Here is a 21,983-nt window from a genome sequence, read left to right as displayed (position 1 = left end):
CGCTATATTAGTCATTTTTGAGCAAAAATACAAATTCTTCGGGATTTTTCTTTCAAACGACCTTACCAAAAAGATCGAAATCATCGGAATCAACCACCTCAATCTGATAAAAGTTACCAATAATAAGCGGCGTTCCATCCAAACGGTCAATCAACACTTCCGGATCAACTTCCGGCGAATCAAACTCCGTACGACCTATATAATAATCTCCCTCGACACGATCGATAATAACCCTCATCTGCTTACCGACTTTTGCAGCGCTTAGCTCAGCCGAAATCCCCTGCTGAATATCCATCAGTTCATCCAGACGAGCCTGCTTAATCTCGGCAGGAACAGAATCTTCATAATGCTTTGCGGCATAAGTCCCCTCTTCTTCCGAATAGGCAAAAGCCCCCATTCTATCGAAACGAACCTTACGAACAAATTCCTTCAGTTCTTCAAAATCAACTTCTGTTTCTCCCGGATGTCCGACCATTAAAGTCGTGCGCAGATGAATACCGGGAACTTCCCTGCGGAATTGCTCTATCAATCGATAAGTGTCCTCTTTCGTCACATGCCGACGCATCCGTTCCAGCATGTTATCACTGATATGCTGCAAAGCAATATCCATATATTTACACACATTATCACGTTCACGCATCACGCGGAATAAATCAGTGGGAAAATGTGCCGGATAAGCATAATGCAAACGAATCCACTCTACTCCCGGAATATCCGAAATACACTCTATCAATTCCGGAAGCATCTGCTTTTTATATAAATCGACCCCATAATAGGTCAATTCTTGAGCTATTACCTGAAACTCTTTTACCCCTCTGGAAACCAAATACTTCACTTCTTCCAGAATTTCTTCCATCGGACGTGAAACATGACGTCCGGTTATGATAGGAATGGCACAATATGAACATTTCCGGTCACAACCCTCCGATATCTTCAAATAAGCATAATGCTCAGGAGTGGTCAGCGTACGTTCGATATACAATTCATCATGATAGGCCTTACCGAGATCTTGTAAAAGCTCTTTCCAATTAAATTTCCCATAAAACTTATCAACTTGCGGAATCTCGATCGCCAACTCTTGCAAATAACGTTCTGAAAGACAGCCCATCACAAAAAGTTTTTCCAAGTTTCCTTCCTCTTTCTCCTGGGCAAATTCCAAAATCATATTAATAGATTCTTCCTTTGCATCACCAATGAAACCACAAGTATTGATTACTGCTATTTCTCCTTCCGGCTTCTCAGCGTCATGAGTCACATTATATCCGGCTTCTTCCAATTGACGCATCAACTGCTCCGAATCTACCAAATTTTTAGAACACCCTAAAGTGATTATATCTATTGTTTTTCTTTTCATGCATTCTCTCCAAACAAGGAATCAACAAATTCTTTTTTACGAAATACTTGCAGATCTTCCATACCTTCACCTAATCCGATGTATTTCACCGGAATCTTAAACTGATCGGAAATGCCGATTACAACTCCTCCTTTGGCCGTTCCGTCCAACTTGGTTATTGCCATAGCCGTTACTTCAGTAGCCAATGTAAACTGTTTTGCCTGTTCAAAAGCATTTTGCCCTGTAGAACCATCCAACACAAGCAATACCTCATTCGGCGCATCCGGAACGACTTTCTTCATTACATTCTTAATCTTAGTCAGCTCGTTCATCAATCCCACTTTATTATGCAAACGTCCTGCCGTATCAATAATTACAACATCAGCATTATTGGAAACAGCCGAACTTAATGTATCAAAAGCCACAGAAGCCGGATCCGAGCCCATCTTTTGTTTAATTACGGGCACACCTACCCTTTCACCCCAAATAACCAACTGTTCTACCGCAGCAGCACGGAACGTATCAGCAGCCCCCAAATAGACCGACTTGCCGGCTTTTTTGAATTGATAAGCCAATTTACCTATGGTAGTCGTCTTCCCAACACCATTAACTCCCACTACCATAATCACATATGGTTTCTTTTCAATAGGGACATCAAAATCAGCAACATCTTCTGAATTATTCTCTGTCAACAATGCAGCAATTTCATCACGAAGAATTGTATTGAGTTCCTGAGTATTTACATATTTATCACTTGCAGCACGCTTTTCGATACGTTTAATAATGTTCAGTGTAGTCTCTACACCTACATCGGAAGTGATGAGCACCTCTTCAAGATTATCCAACACTTCGTCGTCCACTTTAGATTTCCCTGCTACTGCACGAGCTATCTTACTGAACACACTTTCCTTGGTTTTAGATAATCCTTTATCTAAAGTTTCCTTCTTTTCCTTCGAGAAAAAACTAAAAAATCCCATGATACTTACTATTTGTATAATACATTATGCTACAAAGATATAATAAAGTAATGAAAAACTAAAAAATCTACCCAATAACGCATAAAAAAATCCTCTCAATGAATTCATGAGAGGATTTTTTATGCAGTAAACTGCAACTTTATCTTATTTCTTGAAAAAGTCTTGTACTTTTTCGTTAGGAACCATCTGTTCATCAAAAATGTAAGCACCAGTTTTCGGAGACTTAACCATTTTGATAACCTTAGTATAAGAACGACCTTCTTTAGATCCTTCGTGCAAACTTGCTACTGTCTTCTTTGCCATGGGTTATTCTCTATATTATTTAATTTCTTTATGAACTGTTACTCTCTTCAAAATCGGGTTGTATTTCTTCAACTCAAGTCTTTCTGTGGTATTTTTTCTATTTTTCGTTGTGATATAACGAGATGTTCCCGGCATACCGCTATCCTTGTGTTCTGTACATTCCAGAATCACTTGTACTCTATTACCTTTTGCTTTCTTTGCCATAATCAGTTTTCTCCTCTACGTTTAGCCAATCACTTTAATGGTTTTCCAATCACAATACCCTTTAGCTACTGCATCATTCAGTGCAGCGTCCAATCCTTTTTTGTTAATAATGCGCAAACCAGCAGCACAAAGGCTCAAGCTGATCCAGCAGTCCTGTTCTACATAATAGAACTTCTTGTTAAACAAGTTCAAATCAAAGGTTCTCTTAGTTCTTCTCTTTGAGTGTGAAACATTGTTGCCAATCATGGCTTTCTTTCCGGTAATTTGACAAATCTTCGACATTTCTATCTTATTTTTATAGTTTTTATCTATACTTATTTCAAACAGAGCGCAAAGTAAGCACTTTTATAGATATAAAACAAGTAAATCCGAAAATAATTCGTTATACAATACATATTTTCTTCATTTCAGAAGCTCTAAAAGTAACAAAAGGGCATTATTTCCTGCTCTTTCCACATTCATTTCTCTTCCCCGATCGGTCTCTTGCTTCATTGTTCGAATTTTATTTTTATAAGCAGCAGCAATCCAAACAGTGCCTACCGGTTTTTCCCTTGTTCCACCCCCGGGACCTGCTATTCCCGAAGTTGAAACCGCACAGTCTGTTTTTAGCGTTTCCATCGCCCCTTTTACCATTTCGACTACTGTTTCTTCGCTTACAGCACCTCTTTTCTCAAGAGTTTTAGTCGACACATGTAGCAATGCCTCTTTAATTTCATTGGAATAGGCCACAACAGCACCTTTAAAATATTCGGAGCTTCCCGGGATAGAAGTTAATCGTGCAGCAATACTTCCTCCGGTACAGCTTTCTGCGGTGGATACGGTCAGATTCTTCTTTTTCAGCAAGTTTCCTACAAGGATTTCTAAAGGCGTATCGTCTTCATCAAAGATATCATCCCCTAAAAGCTCCTCCAATTTACCTGCTTCCATATCCATCAACATCCGTACTTCCTCTTTCTGTTTTCCACGTCCTGTCAATCGTAACCGGATGATGCCGGGTTTCGGTAAATAGGCCAACTTTATACATTCCGGTAAAGCCACTTCCCACGATTCCAGCTTTTCTGCCAAAACCGATTCCGGATAATTCTTTACGGTAAATGTCTTATGTATAATTATATCCGTGTCAAACTTCTCGCGCAAACGGGGAATAATTTCTTCACTCATTACAGTAGTCATTTCCTGTGGCACTCCCGGCATAGAAACCAATACTTTATCATCTCTTTCAAACCAGCTGACAGAAGCACTGCCTACCCTATTATTTATCACAATGCAATCTTTTGGAACCATTGCCTGGCTCCTATTCAATGCATTCATCGGGATTCTTCCTGCCAATACCCGCTTCACATTTTCAAATACTTCTTCGCTAAAAACCAGTTCCGTTCCAAAATAAGTGCACAACGTCTGTTTGGTTATATCGTCTTTAGTAGGTCCCAAACCACCGGTCACAAGTACGATATCAACCCTTTTCATCGCATCGTCTACGGCTTCGGTTATTTCTTCCGCACGATCACGGACCGAAACAACCCGAATTACCTCAATACCGGCTTTATTCAACTCACGCCCCATCCATGCGGAATTTGTATCCGTAACTTGCCCTATAAGAAGCTCATCACCGATTGTGATAATTTCTGCAAACATACTTCACTATATATTATAAGGTAACGCGCGAATATGCCGGTAGTTCCATTGAACAGAAATCCTTATCCAGATACTTCATATATCCGGTAATTGCAATCATAGCCGCATTATCGGTAGTATAACTGAATTTCGGAATGAATATCTTCCAACCGTACTTTTCAGCATGTTCACGAAAAGCATTCCTCAATCCATTGTTAGCAGACACGCCACCGGCTACAGCCACTTCGTTTATTTTATATTGTTTTGCAGCCTTGCGAAGTTTATCCATTAGAATATCCACAATGGTTGCCTCCAGCGAAGCGGCAAGATCAACTTTATGATGTTCAATAAAGTCCGGATCGTCCTTCATCCAATCACGGAGCGAATAGAGAAACGAAGTTTTCAATCCACTAAAGCTATAGTCCAATCCCGGAATATGAGGTTTGCTAAAAGTAAATGCTTTGGGATTTCCCTGACGAGCCAACTTATCGATAATCGGACCTCCCGGATAACCAAGCCCCATTACTTTCGAACATTTATCAATGGCTTCACCGGCTGCATCATCGATTGTCTGCCCCAAAATCTCCATATCATTGTAGGCTTTCACTAACACAATCTGAGAATTTCCACCCGAAACCAGCAGACAAAGAAAAGGGAAACCTGGTTGTTTATTTTCTTCACCCTCCACTTTAATAAAATGAGCTAATACATGACCTGTCAGATGATTAACATCAATCATCGGTATATCTAACGAACGTGCAAACCCTTTTGCGAAAGAAACTCCCACAAGCAGTGATCCCATTAATCCCGGACCACGAGTAAAGGCCACAGCACTCAATTCCTCCTTTGTCACCCCTGCCCGCTTCAATGCCTCATGTACAACCGGAACAATATTTTGCTGATGCGCACGTGAAGCAAGTTCGGGTACCACACCGCCATACGCTTCATGAACGGCCTGGCTGGAGACTACATTCGACAGCAAATATCCATCCTTGATAACGGCTGCCGACGTATCATCACAAGAAGACTCGATTCCCAATATTATCGTACTCATAGTTTTTTGATATTTAAACGGTGCAAAAGTAATGATAAAAGTAGGATTCATAACGAACTATTTTATATTTTTGTTCGCTAAATAAAAGTAACCGCTTATCAGAACGCTGAAAAAGACTGTACGTTGGGTGCTCGGTATCGTACTGGGAGTATATATCGGAGTAATTCTTTTGTTGAACATACCATTTGTTCAGCAAAAGTCTGCTGTATTTGTAGCAAAAGAGCTCTCTCATGTTATGGGTACCGAGTTGACCATTGGAAGAATAGATATGGGACTACTGAACCGTATCATCATAGATGACGTATTGCTCGATGACCAATCGGGAAAAGAAATGTTGAAAGTTGCCCGTCTTTCTGCCAAATTTGAAATACTTCCCCTTTTCAAGGGAAAAATCACAATCAGCAGTGTACAACTATTCGGCTTCAATATCAACCTGAACAAAAAAACACCAGACTCACCTCCTAACTTTAAATTCGTTCTTGATGCATTTGCATCGCAGGATACAATTAAAAAAGAGAAAAATATCGACCTGCGCATTAATTCCATATTGATTCGACGCGGCAAATTGGCATATGATGTATTTTCCGAAAAAGAAACTCCGGGAAAATTCAACTCCAAACATGTACGATTACAAAATATCATAGCTAATATTTCGCTGAAAGCGTTACAAAACGATTCGATCAATGCCTCCATTAAACGATTAAGCGTGGATGAGCAATCCGGATTTGAGCTCAAGAAGTTAAGTTTAAAGCTGGTAGCCAACGCCCAAAAAATGTCTATAGACAATTTTTCTATCGACCTGCCCGGTACTTCTTTAAAAATGGATACCATACACCTCGATTATGATAGCTTAGGAGCATTTAAACAATTCACCGATAATGTCCGGTTCACTTTCCGAACACTACCTTCTTATGTCACACTAAAAGATATTTCACCATTTGTTCCTGCATTATCCAATTTCAAAGAGAAAATAGAGTTGGATTTGGATGTAAACGGCACAATCAATCAGTTAAACTGCTCCAAACTGGCCATTAATGCCGGAAATCAGTTTCAAGTAGAAGGAGATGTTTCTTTGCAAGATCTGTCACATCCGCAAGACGCTTTCATTTTCGGTAACCTCTCCAAACTGTCGGCCAACAGCAACGGTATCGGATTCCTCGTACGCAACTTAAACAAAGAATATAACGGGGTCCCTCCTATATTAGAACGCTTGGGCAACCTATCTTTCCGAGGTGAAATATCCGGATACTTCACTGACCTTGTTACATACGGCTTATTTCATACAGACATAGGGACAGTCAAGACCGACCTTAAACTCAGTTCGGATAAAGAGAAAGGTCTGTTCGCATATTCGGGAGCCATTAAGACGATTGATTTCAAGCTGGGCAAACTGCTTAATAACAACAAATTGGGAGAAGTTACATTCAATCTTGATGTAAAAGGTGCTCATTATGACAGACAACGGCCATCCATCATACTGAAAGGACTGATAGCAGCCATCGAATACAGTAACTATAAATATGAAAATATAACACTCGACGGAGAGTACAAACATGGCGGATTCAATGGGAAAGCGGAACTAAATGACGAAAACGGTTCAGTGGCAGTAAATGGCAGTATCAATTTGGTGGAGAAAATTCCGACTTTCGACTTTCAAGCTTCCATTAAGAATCTTCGCCCACACGAACTGAATCTGACACAAAAATATGAGGATACCGAATTCTCTGTAAAAGTCACAGCAAATTTCAAAGGCGGTTCCATCGATCAGATGAATGGAGATATCGACATAGACAGTTTACAGTTTACCGCTCCGGAGAAAGAGTATTTCATGAAAAACCTTCATGTAGCAGCAACGCAGGAAGCAGGTATCAATAAACTCGCACTGACCTCGGAGTTTATGACGGCCAATGTAGAGGGGCGTTTTCTATATCCTACATTGCCGGTAAGTATTATGAATATCATGCGCAGTTACATCCCCTCACTCATTCTGCCTCCTAAAAAACAGATCGAAACAGATAACAATTTCAGTTTCGACATTCATATTTTCAATGTAGATATTTTATCGAGCATTTTTGATATTCCTTTAAAGATATATACCCATTCCACTATAAAGGGATATGTCAATGACCGGATGCGGCGTATTCGGGTAGAAGGATATTTCCCACGTTTACAATACAAAAACAATTTCTTGGAATCAGGATTACTGCTTTGCGAGAACCCATCCGATCAGTTCATGGGAAAAGTACGTTTTACCAGCCAAAAAAAGAACGGAGCTGTCAATATCTCTTTAGAAGCACAAGCCAAAGATGATCAAGTTAACACAACCATAAATTGGGGAAACAATGCCGCCGTCACCTATAGCGGGCAACTGGCTGCTATGGCACAATTCCTGCGTACAGAAGGTGAAAAGCCTTTATTGAAAGCCTTGGTAGACATAAAACCGACAGATGTAATTTTAAATGATACCATTTGGCAGGTACACCCCTCACAAGTAGTGGTGGATTCGGGTAAAATCGATATCAATGACTTCTACTTCAGCCATGCCGACCGTTATATACGCGTTGACGGACACATCTCAGACAACCCGGAAGACACGGTAAAAGTAAACTTGAAAGATATTAATATCGGTTATGTATTTGATATCGCACGCATCTCGGACGATGTGAATTTCGAAGGAGATGCCACAGGTATGGCTTATGCCAGCGGCGTATTGAAAAAACCGGTGCTCGACACACGTCTATCCATTATGAACTTTACCCTAAACGGAGGATTATTGGGTGACCTGGATATCTATGGCGCCTGGGATAATGAGAAGAAAGGTATTTATCTCGATGCACACATCCAAGAAAAAGATATTTCCAAGACTCATGTAAACGGATTCATTTATCCCATCAAACCGACAAGCGGACTGGATCTCAATATTGACGCAAACAACCTGAATATCAAATTCCTGGAGCATTATATGCGATCAATAGCGCAAGATGTCCGGGGACGTGCCAGCGGTAAAGTCCATTTTTATGGCAAATTCAAAAGTTTGACATTGGATGGTGCAGTGATGACAGACGCTTCTATGAAATTCGATATACTCAACACGTCATTTGCCCTTAAAGACACGATACGTTTGGCTCCGGAAGGCATTACATTTGATAATATACATATCGCCGACATGGAAGGACATCAGGGAAAATTAAACGGATATCTTCATTACGAACATTTCAAAAACATAAAATATCAATTCGATATCCAAGTCAATAACATGCTGGTGATGAATACGCAAGAGTCACCCGATTTTCCTTTTTACGGAACGGTATACGCAACCGGTAACGCGCTTCTCACAGGCAATGCACAAGACGGATTGGATGCCAATATAGCCATGACTACCAATCGGAATACAAACTTTACATATAGTACAGGAACCGTTGCTTCGGCTACAAACAACCAGTTTATTAAATTTGTAGATAAAACACCACGACGCAGTATACAAGATTCTGTTCAGCTTGTCTCTTTCTATGAGCAGGTACAACAGAAAATAGAGAAAAAAGAGTCACAAACCGATATACGTCTCAACATTTTGGTCGACGCAACTCCGGACGCAACTATGAAAATTATTATGGATCCTGTAGCAGGAGATTATATCAGCGGGCGCGGCTCAGGTAACATCCGTATGGAGTTTTATAATAAAGGAGACATGAAAATGTTCGGTAATTATCATATCCAACAGGGTATCTATAAGTTCAGTCTTCAAGAAGTGATACGCAAAGACTTCATTATCAAAGAAGGAAGCACAATCACTTTCAATGGCCCCCCACTCGATGCAACATTAGATATACAGGCTTCATACACTGTGCCATCGGCTTCGCTGAACGACTTAATACCGGATGCCTCTACCATCATCCAACAGCCCAATGTCCGCGTAAATTGCATGATGAATCTGAATGGCATTCTTCTACGCCCTACCATAAAATTAGGAATCGAGTTACCAAACGAACGTGATGAAGTACAGGCATTGGTGCGTAACTACCTCAGTACAGACGAGCAAATGAACATGCAAATACTTTACCTATTGGGTATTGGCAAATTCTATATGGAAAACAATACCGGCGAACGGCAAAGTTCCGATATGATGTCATCCGTACTGTCCTCTACCCTGTCGGGACAGTTGAACAATATGCTATCGCAAATTATCGATAATAACAACTGGAATATCGGAACCAATCTCAGTACCGGAGAAAAAGGCTGGACGGATATGGAAGTGGAAGGAATTCTTTCCGGACAGTTGCTTAACAACCGATTGATTATCAATGGAAATTTCGGATATCGAGATAACCCAATGGCAAATACAAACTTTGTAGGTGACTTCGAAGCAGAATGGTTGTTGACACGTTCGGGAGATGTACGTCTGAAAGCATACAATGAAACCAACGACCACTACTACACCAAAACAAACTTGACGACACAAGGTGTCGGAGTAATGTATAAGAAAGATTTCAATAAATGGAATGAGCTATTCTTCTGGAATAAATGGAAACTCCGTAACCGGAAAAAAAGAATGGAAAGGAAACAAGAAGAAGTTCAAAAAAGCGATTCCATCGACACAGATAACGATGCACTATCCAAAATAAAGAGATTACGCGAAGAACAATAACCAATATGTAAATCAACAAATACTTAAAAGAAATGGAAAAGATCAAAGAGAAAGCAGCTTCTTTATTGCAAAAGTGTGAGGTTGTAGTTTTGTCGTCAATGAATGCAGAAGGTTATCCACGCCCTGTCCCCATTGTCCGGATAGCATCAGAAGGATTATCCACTATCTGGATGTCTACCGGTGCTTCATCACTGAAAACAACGGAATTCCGTGCAAACGCGAAAGCAGGACTATGTTATTATTCCGACGGTGACAGTGTTGTCCTGACCGGAGAAGTGGAAGTCATTGACGATGCGGAATCAAAAGAAAAGTACTGGCAAAACTGGTTTATCAAATTTTTCCCGCAAGGAGTGAAAGATCCGGAATATATTCTGTTAAAATTCCGAAGCAACCAAGCTACAATCTATATTGAAGACCAGTTTCAGCGCGTAACAATAGAGTAATTGTAAATAACCCGGCATCCGGTGCATTTATAAGCCATATATTTGTGCCGGATGATTGGACTATTATCGTTCCACAACACGAAAAGGTTCTTTGCTCTCCCTATTTTGTAATATAACAGCCATATGTTCCAATGCCCAGTCCACCAAAGCCTCTACATGTGGAATCAAGCTACGTCCGGTATCCGTAAGGTTGTATTCTACACGTGGCGGTACTTCCGCATAAATCCTCCTTTCCACCAGTCCATCGCTTTCCAATGTTCTGAGAGTAACGGTAAGCATGCGTTGTGAAATGTCTTCAATTGTCTTATGAATATCACTAAACCGCATTGTCCCATTTGCATTCAAAGTAACAAGAACAAGTATCGACCATTTATCGCCCAGCCTGCTCAGTACGTCACGCACCGGACAATTTCCCGTAGGATGAAAATTTTTCATTTTTTTAATCTTTTCTATTCTTCTGATGCTCAGCAATGGTTACTTCCATGTAAGTTCCTTATTCTGAGATACGTTCTTGTTTACATAAACAAGTAAAGCTATATTTGCAACACAAAAGTAATAAACTTACTAAAAATAACTATTGTTTCACTTAATATTTTACGTTATGGCAAAGAAAGTTGCAGTATTAGCAGTAAATCCGGTAAACGGATTCGGTTTGTTTCAGTATCTGGAAGCATTTTTTGAGAATGAAATTCCGTACAGAGTGTATGCAGTAGCAGAAACCAAAGAGATAAAGAGTAACTCCGGTATCAGTTTGTGGGCAGACGATGTTATAGCCAATCTAAAAGGCCATGAAGACGAATATGATGCACTCGTGTTTTCTTGTGGTGACGCTGTTCCCGTATTTCAGGAAAATGCAAACAAACCATACAATATCGATCTGATGGAAGTTATCAAAGCATTCGGAGATAAAGGAAAACTAATGATAGGACATTGTGCGGCAGCAATGATGTTTGATTTCACAGGAATTACCAATGGTAAAAAACTATCTGTACACCCACTGGCAAAGCCGGCCATCCAAAACGGTAAAGCAACAGATGAGAAATCAGAAATTGACGGTAATTTCTTCACGGCACAAGATGAAAACACCATCTGGACAATGATGCCTAAAGTAATCGAAGCCCTTAAGTAAGAAAAAGGATATTGGTTCAAAATGATGGCAGAATATCAAAAGTTACGTTATTCTGTCTATTCAATAAATCATGGATGAATGTAAGTGCCATTAGCTGCCACATTCATCCATGATTATTTATATTTATCCACGATCTCTTTTCCAAATGGGGTCAGTGCCAATCCGGCCAGTTTGAAATGCTGTATGCCAAAAGGCAATCCTATAATCGTAATACTCAGCAAGATGCCAAAGGCAAGATGCGAAAGGCTTATCCATATACCTCCCAAAAATATCCAAAGAATATTCATCAATATACTAAGGCAACCTCCCGAATCGGGACAACTCCTAACCTCTTTTCCAAATGGACACAATGCCAGCAAAGACATTTTGAGGGTTTGCAGACCAAAAGGGATACCGATAATCGTTATCATCATCAAAAGACTGGATATCAAATACTCAACAGCCGTAAATATGCCTCCAAGCAGGAGCCACAAGAGATTCATAAACAAATTCATACTTTCAATATTTTAATTCTCTAAGGGCACAAAGATAAAATATAATGAATGAATTCCGGTATATTTAACATGCTGATTTTATGGATAACAAAAATTCCTAATTGAGTGCAGTAATATTAAGAGCCTCTTTAAATTTTCCTTTTAAAAGTTTTTACCCACATACAGATGCACTAAAGAATCAATCATCTCCGGTTGTTTTTTAAGAATCAACCGTTTTTGGTTGTTTTTATAAAATCAACCGTTTTTGGTTGTTTTCTCAGAAATAGTCTTATCTTTGCTCCGGAAGAATAAAATCATAAACCTATGAAAATAAAAGGAGTCATTACCGGAGACATTATCCAGTCCACCCGAATAAAGCCGGAAAACAAACAACTGGTTTTAGATACCATTCGTAACACAGTATACGAAATGGAGAAATGGAGTAAAATGAAACTGGAGATTTTCCGTGGGGACAGTTTCCAGATTGTTATTGACAATCCCTATGAAGCAGTAAGAATAGCTATACTTATCCGCGCCGGACTACAAAAAAGTACTCCGGAAGGCAGTGAAATAAAATGGGATGCACGCCTGGCCTTAGGATTAGGAAGTGTGAACTTCTCACAAGAAGAGAGCGTCACCGAATCCGATGGTGAAGCTTTCCGCAATTCGGGATGGGAATTTGACGAATTAGGGAAACGAAAGCTTGCCATACGTACTCCTTGGCAAAACATGAATGACGAATTAAAAGTAAGTACGGCATTTGCCGATGATATTGTTTCTGAATGGAGTGTGGCACAGGCACAGGCAATCTATGCTTCATTAATTCATTCAAAAACGCAAAAAGAGATAGCTGCCGACCTGAATACCTCTCCACAAAATATCAGCAAACGTATCATTGCCGGTAAAGAATATCTTATCAGGCCTTATCTGGACAGGTGCAAACAAATAATAACAGCCAAAATTCAAACAGATGGAATTAAGTAGTTTAGGTCTTTTGTTTCGCCTGATTTTTGCACATTTCTTAGCAGATTTTATACTGCAAAGCAAAGGAATGGCAAATGGCAAACGAGGTTTCCAAATAATAAAGAAAAAGAAAAGACGGCTTAGTACTGTTCACAAGTGGACATATCATCTCTCTCACAGCTTAGTGCAAGCCATAACGGCGTATCTATTCGCAGGGATGTGGAGTAACTGGATGATCCCTTTAGTAATCTTTGTCACCCATCTCATCATAGACTATATTAAAATCCGCTATTTCAATGACCGTCTTCACGCATTTATTATCGACCAAATACTCCATCTGCTCGTTATCTGTATTTTGTGGATGGGTGTTTATAGCATATGGAGCGAAATGGCAGAGGTGTCGGATATTCTATTCGCTTCTCCCAAATGGTGGGCGATACTGACAGTTTATCTCCTTATATTAAAACCCACTTCCTTGTTATTGGCCCTTTTCACCCGGCAATGGAGAGAACCCGGTATGAACTCTACCAGTCTTCAGAATGCCGGACAGTGGATTGGATATCTGGAACGCTGCCTTATCTTAACCTTTATTTTAGTAGGATTTAACGAAGCGATCGGTTTTCTATTGGCTGCAAAATCGATCTTCCGTTTTGGGGAATTAAGTAAAGGACAGGAAATAAAAACAACAGAATATGTTTTAATAGGAACATTGGCCAGTTTTACAATTGCCATACTCACGGGGCTTGTACTACGTACATTTCTTTCTGCATATACATGAGTTTTCGTTTCAAATAAAGCAACGATCGTTTCGGTCTACTGAAAAGGTCGGTTTCAATACGTTGAAACGACTTGTTTCATAATAATGAAACGCTTGGTTCCATATAGATGGAACAATTAGTTTCATCCATATGGAACGAACGGTTTCAACACGTTGAAACCAATCAAGTGATCGTATCTACTACTTTTTCTTACTTATCCGGAATGTCATGAGCATTATCTACCACATATATTCATCCGTGTAACGGGTAAAAGGCGGTTCTTCGGTAATCCCTTTATTACAAAACACCTGCCGGATATAAGCCTGTTCTTTAGGAGTGAGATACCGTTCCTCCCGATAAAAACGATAATATTTGGTTTTGCCGAAATGTCCGATCAATTGTTGTTTAATACTGACTGCATCTTCATAGGGGATCTTATCAAGTAATCCTTTGACTCCCCATGCCATACGCACCTTCTCCGCTTTTTGAAAATAAGAACAATTCCCATCCGCTTTCGGAAAGCGAACCGGATTGAGAATGGTGATAAACGGATAATCGGCCGTATCATACAAAGCTGCCATACGCCGCAAGCAGTTTTCGGCTTGCCGACATTGCTCGTTATAACAACGGGCATAGCTGTACGGCACAGATAGAGTGTTTGTTTTTTGTTCCATAAAATTATTTTTTGTGTTCGTAATAACATAATCCTGTTCTTGAAATTCCAGGAAATGCAACGAACAATGTTTTCTACAAAAGTAAAAAAAATAAATCTGATAACTACCTGTTTTCTGTTAATGAAAGCAGATTATTGTCGCAGTTTTTATTACAAGAAAGGGGATATGCCCAATAGACACATCCCCTTTCTTTATATTCTTTAATTACAGAGGTCAAACAATGTTTCCTGTCGAATCGAATATCACTTTCATCTTCATCGTTTCCGGAATTCAATCGTCAATATCGATCAGGTTAAATTGCAGGTCAAATTTCAATTCCCATCTATTGGACAGTTTCACCTCATAATCTTTTTTGTCCCGTTCTATCTTCAATACTTTGGCATCCGGATAGTTCTCAGACACATATTTAAGAATTTGAGCCGGAATTACACCTGCCGGGACAGCACTGTATTTACAGTTAATCTCTTTCCAGTTCCCCTGTTTATCGAACTCCAGCTTATTGCCATCCGTAAAAATAACATCATAACTCTTGTCAAGCCAATCCGTTTCCATCTTAGCAATGGCAACCTTACTATTACCAAAATGCGATTTAATAAACTGTTGAGCCGATTGTGGCAACTGTGCTACCTTAATCGGTTTATCATCATTTGCCTTCACAACAGCCTGAAAGGTGAACAGGCACACTAATAAAAGAAGTAACTTTTTCATAATCGTCTTTTTTAATATTGTTTTTCTTTAAATATTTAATTATGATACAAAGATGAGATGAGAAACTGAAAAGATTTTGAAATCCAAGGGCTTTTTTAAAATTTTCTTCTTAGAATTTTCTATCAGTTTATTTTATACCCCCTTCCGGCTTACCATCTCTTCCTATCCTGTAGTTTATGCCCGCTTTCCATGCCTGCGATATCTGATAGTATCGTTTTATACGATATAGTTTTCCATCTTTCAGTAACTTGGCACCGGTTTGGTGAAAACAGAAAGCAACCATGCCACGGATTCCAGCTTGTCGACATTATCATAATCTACTTCATATATTTAAATCTGTTCTTCCGAAATCTCAAAGCAGTGTTCACCGTTCTGAAAATAATACTTCAATCCTATGTTCTGCAGTCGGCAAATAGAATCGACGATAGCCAGCCCGAGCCCTGTGGAACCCTCTTTCTTGGTACCTTGATAAAAACGTTCAAAAATATGCGTACTATCCAAAGGATGTTCTACCCCACTATTGCAGAATGTAAAACGATGCGATGTGATTTCTATCCGGATATGACCGCCATCTACATTGTGTACAAAAGCATTCTTCAAAAGGTTCGTTACAAGAATAGTAGCAAGGGACTCGTTCATTTGTACACGGAAAACGCCCTTTTCCACTACCTCCGTCTGAATCTCCCGATAGGCGTATACCTCTTTATAATCATCCAAATATTGCTTTAAAAGCTCGTTCAGTTCCAGTTCTACGGTTTCCGTAAACTGTCCGTTGTCTATTTTCGAAAGCAATAACAGTGATTTGTTCAACTTTGTGATATGTTCCAAAGTCTGGTGAGTCTTCATTAGTTCTTCCAACTGAGATTCGGAAAGCGATTCATCTTCCATCATCATCTCCAAACGATTCCGGCAGATGGCAAGCGGAGTCTGTATCTCATGAGAAGCATTGCCGATGAATTGCTTCTGCTGTTCGAACAACTGCTCGCTACGTTCTGCATTCCGGATAGCCGCTTCGTTAAGTTTACGAAATTCAGTGATCTGTGTGTCATTCTCCAGAGGTTTATTCTTACTTCCTATCCGGTAGCCGTCCAGCCAATGCAACAAGACGTATAAAGGTCGCATACTTTGCTGGAACACCCAGACATTCACTACGATTATGACAAGCAGCAAGGCTACATAAAGAAAAATCATCCAATTACGTATCGCAGCAGTCAAATCCTCTTTTTCAATGCTTGGAGTAGATACCGTCAATTCATAAAACCGGCTTTCATCATCTTTAAAGATGGTAGTAAGAATACGCGCCGGTTCGGTTTCACCCTTTTCTACAATATAAACCATAGAATCCTTATAGGTAATATCTTCACGACTATCTGCATATTCCTCAGTAACTTCTCTGAGGTAATATTGGTTATTCGAGCCGGTATTTTGCGAAGGCAATTCCTCTCCGGCAAGCGTACGGATAATGATAACTTCCGAATAATCTTCCAGCGAATCATCCACTTCATCGTTCACCTCGTCCATCATGGCCATATAAAAAAACACAGCCCAAACACCTAATACAAGTATCAGGAGCAAGGAGATACGAATTACGATGCGATAAATCAGTTTCATAATTATTCTACAATCATTTTATAGCCGAATCCGTAAACCGCTTTTATTTCGGCAGTAGCCCCGGCGTCTTTCAGTTTCTTGCGAAGATTTTTTATTTGCGCATAGATAAAATCGAAATTGTCCACCTGATCGATATGATCTCCCCAAACAGATTCGGCAAGCGTATTCTTATTGACCAATCTGCCGGGACGATTGATAAAATACAGCAGGATATCATACTCTTTCCTATTCAGTTCCACCTCCCTGTCATTGATAAGTACCTGATACTTATCCGGAAGAATACGGATATTTCCTAAACAGATATCAATCTCTCCATCGTGATGCTGGCGGCGGATAACGCTTTTAATACGTGCATTCAATTCTGCCAGATGGAAAGGTTTAGGCAGATAATCGTCCGCCCCCAATTCCAGTCCCAACACTTTATCTTCCAAAGAATCTTTCGCTGAGATGATGATCACATTCTCGCGCTTATGCATAGCTTTCAGCTTTTCAAGCAGGTCGAGTCCGCTACCATCCGGAAGCATAATGTCGAGTAAAACACAATCATAGTCATAATCTTCTATCTTGCATAAAGCAGAATTAAAATCGGCAGCGACTTCCACCACATAACGCTCTTTCTCCAACGAACGTTGAATGAGTTCACGCAATGCAGGCTCGTCTTCAACTATTAATATCTTCATAAGGCTACTTCATATTTATAGATCTATGTACAAAGAAAAAGGAAGTTTCTGAAATAAAGCTGAAATTACAGAATTTTTATTCTTAAAGTTCAAGTATTGCTTCAAGCAAAAACATAAAACGAAATCAAAACATATACAAATAGAAAATGCCGGTCGCATCCATTCGTCTGCGACCGGCACTCAATTGAAATAAAATATCTTTTAATAAGAACGTGCAAAGATCACGCGGCATGCCGAAGGCTTACCGGTAACCATACATTTACCCGGAGTCTTATCACCGTCAAACGGAATACAACGGATAGTTGCTTTCGTATCTTCCTTGATCTTTTCTTCTGTTTCAGTAGTACCGTCCCAATGAGCCAAGATAAAGCCGCCTTTTTCTATTTCGGTCTTGAATTCATCATAAGTCTCTACGGTTCTCGTCATCGCCTCACGATGTTTTAAAGCTTTCTGATAAACGTTTGCCTGAATCTCTTCAAGAAGGTTCTTTACATAAGTTTCGATACCTTCACAAGAGATGGTTTCTTTCTCAAGAGTATCGCGGCGCATTACCTCCATCGTGTTGTTTTCCAAGTCACGGCCACCCATCACAAGACGTACCGGCACACCTTTCAGTTCATAATCGGCAAACTTGAAGCCCGGACGCTTATTGTCGGCATTGTCATATTTCACCGAAATGCCCAATGATTTCAATGCAGCAACAATACCTGCCACCTTAGCATCAATCTGTTTCAGTTGTTCTTCATTCTTATAGATAGGAACAATAACTACCTGTATAGGTGCCAAATGTGGAGGTAACACTAATCCGTTGTCGTCAGAATGAGTCATGATAAGCGCACCCATCAATCGAGTGGAAACACCCCATGAAGTAGCCCAAACATATTCCAATTTATTCTCTTTATTAACAAACTGAACATCGAATGCTTTGGCAAAGTTTTGTCCTAAGAAGTGAGAGGTACCGCTCTGCAAGGCTTTTCCATCCTGCATCATCGCTTCGATGGTATATGTATCGAGTGCACCGGCAAAACGCTCGTTAGCCGATTTCACACCTTTCACAACAGGAACCGCCATGTACTTCTCGGCGAAGTCGGCATATACATTCAACATTCTTACTGCTTCCTCTTCGGCTTCTTCACGAGTGGCATGTGCCGTATGCCCCTCCTGCCATAAGAATTCAGCCGTGCGAAGGAAAAGACGCGTACGCATTTCCCAACGGAATACGTTTGCCCACTGGTTGCACAAGATAGGCAGGTCGCGATAAGACTGTATCCAGTTCTTATAAGTATTCCAGATGATTGTTTCCGAAGTAGGACGGATAATCAGCTCTTCTTCAAGCTTAGCAGCCGGATCAACCACAACGCCCGATCCATCCTCCGCATTTTTCAGACGATAGTGAGTAACCACCGCACACTCTTTGGCAAAGCCTTCCACATGTTCAGCTTCGCGGCTAAGGAAAGATTTCGGGATCAATAACGGGAAATAAGCATTCACATGACCGGTCTCTTTAAACATATCATCCAGCTGACGTTGCATTTTTTCCCAAATAGCGTATCCGTAAGGCTTAATCACCATACATCCGCGCACAGCAGACTGCTCTGCCAAATCCGCTTTTACCACCAAATCATTGTACCACTGCGAATAATTCTCGCTGCGTTTGGTAAGGTCTTTCAGTTCTTTTGCCATTATATTTTTATTTAAAGTTTTCTTGATTCGTTAAAACAGGGTGCAAAAATACGAAATAGACAGAACTCTACCTATTGTTCTGCATTATTTTTGTCAGTGAAAAACTATTATATAACCGTACTTCTATCACTTTACAGATTCGTTTATACCGAAACCGAACAAAGCAAAATCTCCTTTTACGGGATCATCGGGCCAGATTTGTGCCAAAATATCAGTAATATCACAAGCTGTCCGGATACATTTGCGTTTCTGAGTCAATCCTAAATCCATCGCTATACGGTGAACATGTGTATCGAGCGGAACAATCAGTTCACAGGGATGAAACCTTTGCCAAAGACCAAAGTCGACACAAGAATCCCGACGGATCATCCACCGCAGGAACATGCACATCTTTTTAGCTTCGGAAGTACTGGACATCTCGGGCATACCATTGATATGTCCGAAAACAGACTGTAATCTCTGTAAAGGAGAAAGTGTATCAAACGATTCATAAAGGTAGTCTTCCAATGTCAGCTTTCGTGAGTAAACAGTATACAGTGTATCGCACAACAGATAAAAGTCATCGAAAGAATAGTAACGATAGAAACTTCTTTTCTGTCCGGCATACATTCTCCATTCTTTACTCATTATATATTGATAAGGAGCATTCTTGAAGATTGCACAATCTATCCGGTCGGCACTTCTAATAATCGCTTTCCGGTTTCCGGTAGCTATCCAGGAGGTGACAAGTGCTGAAATCTCAACGTCTGTCTGAGAGTGATAACGATGGGGTATCCGGATAGGGTCTTCTACGATAAAAGCAGGCGTTTCATAACGTTCCGCCAATAGCATAAGCCGTTCTTTCAACTCTGTATTCATGATTGTTGTAGATATAATAAAAGCCATAAATCAGATACGATCTATGGCTTATTGCTTTTTGGAGCGGCAAGCGAGACTCGAACTCGTGACCCTCAGCTTGGGAAGCTGATGCTCTACCAACTGAGCTACTGCCGCAATATGTTTTAATTATCATTCTTAAAACGGTGACAAAGGTAAACATTGTTTTGTAAAAAGCAATACATATACGGAAAAAAAATAAAAGAAAAAAGTCGGAAATAAATCTCTACATATAAGACCGTGGATTAAATTACTTTCTATGAGACCGATAGATGAAGTCTTCTTTTTTTGCGAACAATCCTCTTCCTCATCTGTTAGAATCTTCACGAAATAATCAAATGGAATAAACGAATAATGATATGAACCTAAACCAACGAATCCTCTTTATTTTATTATCAGTTAGTTTGTCTATGCCGGTAATGATGGCGCAGGGTGCTTACAACACTACCCAAAAGGCCATCCCGGATAGAAAGCAATCTCTTAGTTTTGAAGAAGCACTGGAGTTGTTACATACCGGCAACCAAAGCTTAAAGATTGCAGATAAAGGAGTGGAAATAGCTAAAAGCGAGAAAGGAAAGCTGAATGCTTTCTGGTATCCGAGTGTACAATCTACCGGGGCATTTGTACATATGTCGGAAAAGATAGAGGTCAAACAACCGCTATCACAATTTACAGATCCGGCAAAAGATTTTGTGCACAGCATCATTCCTGATGATCAGATCATCAGTGGCATTCTCGATCAGATAGGAGCCAATACGCTAATCTTCCCTTTGGCTCCGCGTAACCTGACAACGGTCGATGTTACTGCCGAATGGGTTTTCTTTGCCGGTGGAAAACGGTTTCATGCCAGCAAGATCGGTAATACAATGGTAGACTTGGCACGCGAAACTCGCGGACAGGTGGATGCCGCCCAACGTACACTGCTCGCCGAAAGTTATTATGGACTAAGATTGGCGCAACAAGTCGTTGCCGTACGCGAAGAGACGTACAACGGGTTAACTAAACATTATGAGAATGCCCTAAAATTAGAAGCCACCGGAATGATCGACAAGGCGGCACGACTCTTCGCACAAGTCAATATGGATGAAGCAAAGCGGGAACTGGAAGCCGCACGAAAAGAAGAAACCGTAGTGCAGAACACTTTGAAAACACTGCTCAACATGGAAGGAGAAAACGGTAACATCGCACCTTCTTCTCCCCTGTTCATCAACGACTCACTTCCACCCAAAATGGAATTCATACTTGCAGTAAACACCAGTAACTATCTCGTCAACCAGCTAAATCTTCAGGAGCATATAGCGAAACAACAAGTGAAGATCGACCGAAGCGGATATATGCCCAATATCGCCCTTTTCGGCAAACAGACATTATACTCGCACGGGATTCAGAGTAATCTCCTGCCCCGTACGATGGTAGGAGTCGGTTTCACATGGAATCTCTTCGACGGACTGGAACGTGAAAAACGAATCCGGCAGTCGAAACTGACAAGCCAGACATTGGCATTGGGACAGGCAAAGGCCAAAGACGACCTTGCCATAGGAGTAGACAAACTATACAGCCAGATGCAACAGGCCCAAGATAATGTACGGGCCTTGAATACTACCATCGAACTGAGTGAGGAACTGGTACGGATGCGTAAAAAAGCATTTACGGAAGGAATGGCTACTTCTACCGAAGTGATCGATGCAGAAACAATGTTATCTAAAGTGAAAGTGGCAAGACTTGCCGCCTATTACGAATATGATGTAGCACTAATGAACCTGTTGGCGCTGTGCGGAACGCCGGAACAATTCAGCCGCTATGCCTCTACTATTCCAACTTCCCTTCCGCTTCCGGAAGATATGAAATAAAAATA

21 protein-coding genes and 1 tRNA gene are annotated in these 21,983 nt (G+C 40.4%); 6 read left to right on the top strand and 16 right to left on the bottom strand.

Translation table 11 applies throughout. The features are described 5' to 3' along the window. Positions 1-52: 52 nt before the first annotated feature. From rimO to tsaD, 7 genes are all read right to left on the bottom strand, one after another. The gene (rimO, locus tag HMPREF1532_RS15740) at positions 53-1,354 is read right to left on the bottom strand and encodes a 30S ribosomal protein S12 methylthiotransferase RimO (protein WP_005931636.1); all 1,302 of its coding nucleotides are present in this window, start codon (positions 1,352-1,354) and stop codon (positions 53-55) included. After that, on the bottom strand, positions 1,351-2,310 hold the full coding sequence (ftsY, locus tag HMPREF1532_RS15735) for a signal recognition particle-docking protein FtsY (protein ID WP_005931635.1): 960 nt from the start codon (positions 2,308-2,310) through the stop codon (positions 1,351-1,353). Before ftsY ends, rimO begins: the two co-directional genes overlap by 4 nt. A gap of 144 nt (positions 2,311-2,454) precedes the next feature. After that, the gene (locus tag HMPREF1532_RS21015; RefSeq protein WP_002560156.1) at positions 2,455-2,613 is read right to left on the bottom strand and encodes a DUF4295 domain-containing protein; all 159 of its coding nucleotides are present in this window, start codon (positions 2,611-2,613) and stop codon (positions 2,455-2,457) included. Between the two features lie 15 nt (positions 2,614-2,628). Next, positions 2,629-2,817, bottom strand: coding sequence for a 50S ribosomal protein L33 (gene rpmG, locus HMPREF1532_RS15730; protein WP_002560155.1), 189 nt, complete (start codon positions 2,815-2,817; stop codon positions 2,629-2,631). A 21-nt stretch (positions 2,818-2,838) separates the two neighbouring features. Then, positions 2,839-3,099, bottom strand: coding sequence for a 50S ribosomal protein L28 (rpmB, locus tag HMPREF1532_RS15725; protein ID WP_002560154.1), 261 nt, complete (start codon positions 3,097-3,099; stop codon positions 2,839-2,841). 120 nt (positions 3,100-3,219) lie between these two features. Beyond that, positions 3,220-4,452, bottom strand: coding sequence for a competence/damage-inducible protein A (locus tag HMPREF1532_RS15720; protein WP_005931632.1), 1,233 nt, complete (start codon positions 4,450-4,452; stop codon positions 3,220-3,222). A 13-nt stretch (positions 4,453-4,465) separates the two neighbouring features. Further along, complete coding sequence (gene tsaD, locus HMPREF1532_RS15715) at positions 4,466-5,485, bottom strand: tRNA (adenosine(37)-N6)-threonylcarbamoyltransferase complex transferase subunit TsaD (protein WP_025819155.1); 1,020 nt, start codon at positions 5,483-5,485, stop codon at positions 4,466-4,468. 235 nt (positions 5,486-5,720) lie between these two features. Between tsaD and HMPREF1532_RS15710 the strand changes: the two genes are divergently transcribed. After that, positions 5,721-10,130 carry a translocation/assembly module TamB domain-containing protein gene (locus HMPREF1532_RS15710; protein ID WP_187373833.1) on the top strand — a complete coding sequence of 1,470 codons (4,410 nt, stop codon included), beginning with the start codon at positions 5,721-5,723 and terminating at the stop codon, positions 10,128-10,130. 32 nt (positions 10,131-10,162) lie between these two features. Further along, complete coding sequence (locus HMPREF1532_RS15705) at positions 10,163-10,573, top strand: pyridoxamine 5'-phosphate oxidase family protein (protein ID WP_005931623.1); 411 nt, start codon at positions 10,163-10,165, stop codon at positions 10,571-10,573. A 63-nt stretch (positions 10,574-10,636) separates the two neighbouring features. Here HMPREF1532_RS15705 and HMPREF1532_RS15700 read toward each other — a convergent pair whose 3' ends face one another. After that, complete coding sequence (locus HMPREF1532_RS15700) at positions 10,637-11,008, bottom strand: winged helix-turn-helix transcriptional regulator (RefSeq protein WP_005931621.1); 372 nt, start codon at positions 11,006-11,008, stop codon at positions 10,637-10,639. Positions 11,009-11,174: 166 nt separating this feature from the next. On the opposite strand from HMPREF1532_RS15700, the gene HMPREF1532_RS15695 reads away from it, so the two are divergent. Beyond that, a complete protein-coding gene (locus tag HMPREF1532_RS15695; protein WP_005931618.1) occupies positions 11,175-11,702 on the top strand; it encodes a DJ-1/PfpI family protein in 528 nt (175 codons plus the stop codon). Between the two features lie 113 nt (positions 11,703-11,815). Here HMPREF1532_RS15695 and HMPREF1532_RS15690 read toward each other — a convergent pair whose 3' ends face one another. Further along, complete coding sequence (locus HMPREF1532_RS15690) at positions 11,816-12,196, bottom strand: YccF domain-containing protein (RefSeq protein ID WP_005931615.1); 381 nt, start codon at positions 12,194-12,196, stop codon at positions 11,816-11,818. A 303-nt stretch (positions 12,197-12,499) separates the two neighbouring features. On the opposite strand from HMPREF1532_RS15690, the gene HMPREF1532_RS15685 reads away from it, so the two are divergent. Further along, entirely contained in the window at positions 12,500-13,159 is a 660-nt protein-coding gene (locus HMPREF1532_RS15685) for a hypothetical protein (RefSeq protein ID WP_005931612.1), read from the top strand. Continuing rightward, entirely contained in the window at positions 13,146-13,916 is a 771-nt protein-coding gene (locus HMPREF1532_RS15680; RefSeq protein ID WP_005931609.1) for a DUF3307 domain-containing protein, read from the top strand. The genes HMPREF1532_RS15685 and HMPREF1532_RS15680 overlap by 14 nt, the downstream gene beginning before the upstream one ends. A 219-nt stretch (positions 13,917-14,135) precedes the next feature. On the opposite strand, the gene HMPREF1532_RS15675 is transcribed toward HMPREF1532_RS15680, so the two are convergent. The 7 genes from HMPREF1532_RS15675 to HMPREF1532_RS15645 all read right to left on the bottom strand — a co-directional run bounded on the left by HMPREF1532_RS15675 (position 14,136) and on the right by HMPREF1532_RS15645 (position 20,245). Beyond that, complete coding sequence (locus tag HMPREF1532_RS15675) at positions 14,136-14,570, bottom strand: DUF6078 family protein (protein WP_005931607.1); 435 nt, start codon at positions 14,568-14,570, stop codon at positions 14,136-14,138. Positions 14,571-14,840: 270 nt separating this feature from the next. Next, positions 14,841-15,278 carry a PepSY-like domain-containing protein gene (locus HMPREF1532_RS15670; RefSeq protein WP_005931604.1) on the bottom strand — a complete coding sequence of 146 codons (438 nt, stop codon included), beginning with the start codon at positions 15,276-15,278 and terminating at the stop codon, positions 14,841-14,843. Between the two features lie 330 nt (positions 15,279-15,608). Then, on the bottom strand, positions 15,609-16,889 hold the full coding sequence (locus tag HMPREF1532_RS15665) for a sensor histidine kinase (RefSeq protein ID WP_005931601.1): 1,281 nt from the start codon (positions 16,887-16,889) through the stop codon (positions 15,609-15,611). Positions 16,890-16,891: 2 nt separating this feature from the next. Further along, entirely contained in the window at positions 16,892-17,569 is a 678-nt protein-coding gene (locus HMPREF1532_RS15660; protein WP_005931598.1) for a response regulator transcription factor, read from the bottom strand. A 201-nt stretch (positions 17,570-17,770) separates the two neighbouring features. After that, positions 17,771-19,252, bottom strand: coding sequence for a proline--tRNA ligase (proS, locus tag HMPREF1532_RS15655; RefSeq protein WP_005931595.1), 1,482 nt, complete (start codon positions 19,250-19,252; stop codon positions 17,771-17,773). A gap of 126 nt (positions 19,253-19,378) precedes the next feature. Next, positions 19,379-20,110 (bottom strand): TIGR02757 family protein, encoded by a 732-nt coding sequence (locus HMPREF1532_RS15650; RefSeq protein WP_005931591.1) that lies wholly within the window; start codon positions 20,108-20,110, stop codon positions 19,379-19,381. A gap of 59 nt (positions 20,111-20,169) precedes the next feature. Next, positions 20,170-20,245, bottom strand: a tRNA-Gly gene (locus HMPREF1532_RS15645). Between the two features lie 302 nt (positions 20,246-20,547). Between HMPREF1532_RS15645 and HMPREF1532_RS15640 the strand changes: the two genes are divergently transcribed. After that, entirely contained in the window at positions 20,548-21,978 is a 1,431-nt protein-coding gene (locus HMPREF1532_RS15640) for a TolC family protein (protein WP_244266441.1), read from the top strand. The last annotated feature ends 5 nt before the right edge of the window (positions 21,979-21,983 follow it).

This window comes from Bacteroides salyersiae WAL 10018 = DSM 18765 = JCM 12988 (assembly GCF_000381365.1).
Classification (GTDB): domain Bacteria; phylum Bacteroidota; class Bacteroidia; order Bacteroidales; family Bacteroidaceae; genus Bacteroides; species Bacteroides salyersiae.
Note: the sequence above shows the minus strand (reverse complement) of the source record. Positions and strands in the feature narration are given on the sequence as shown.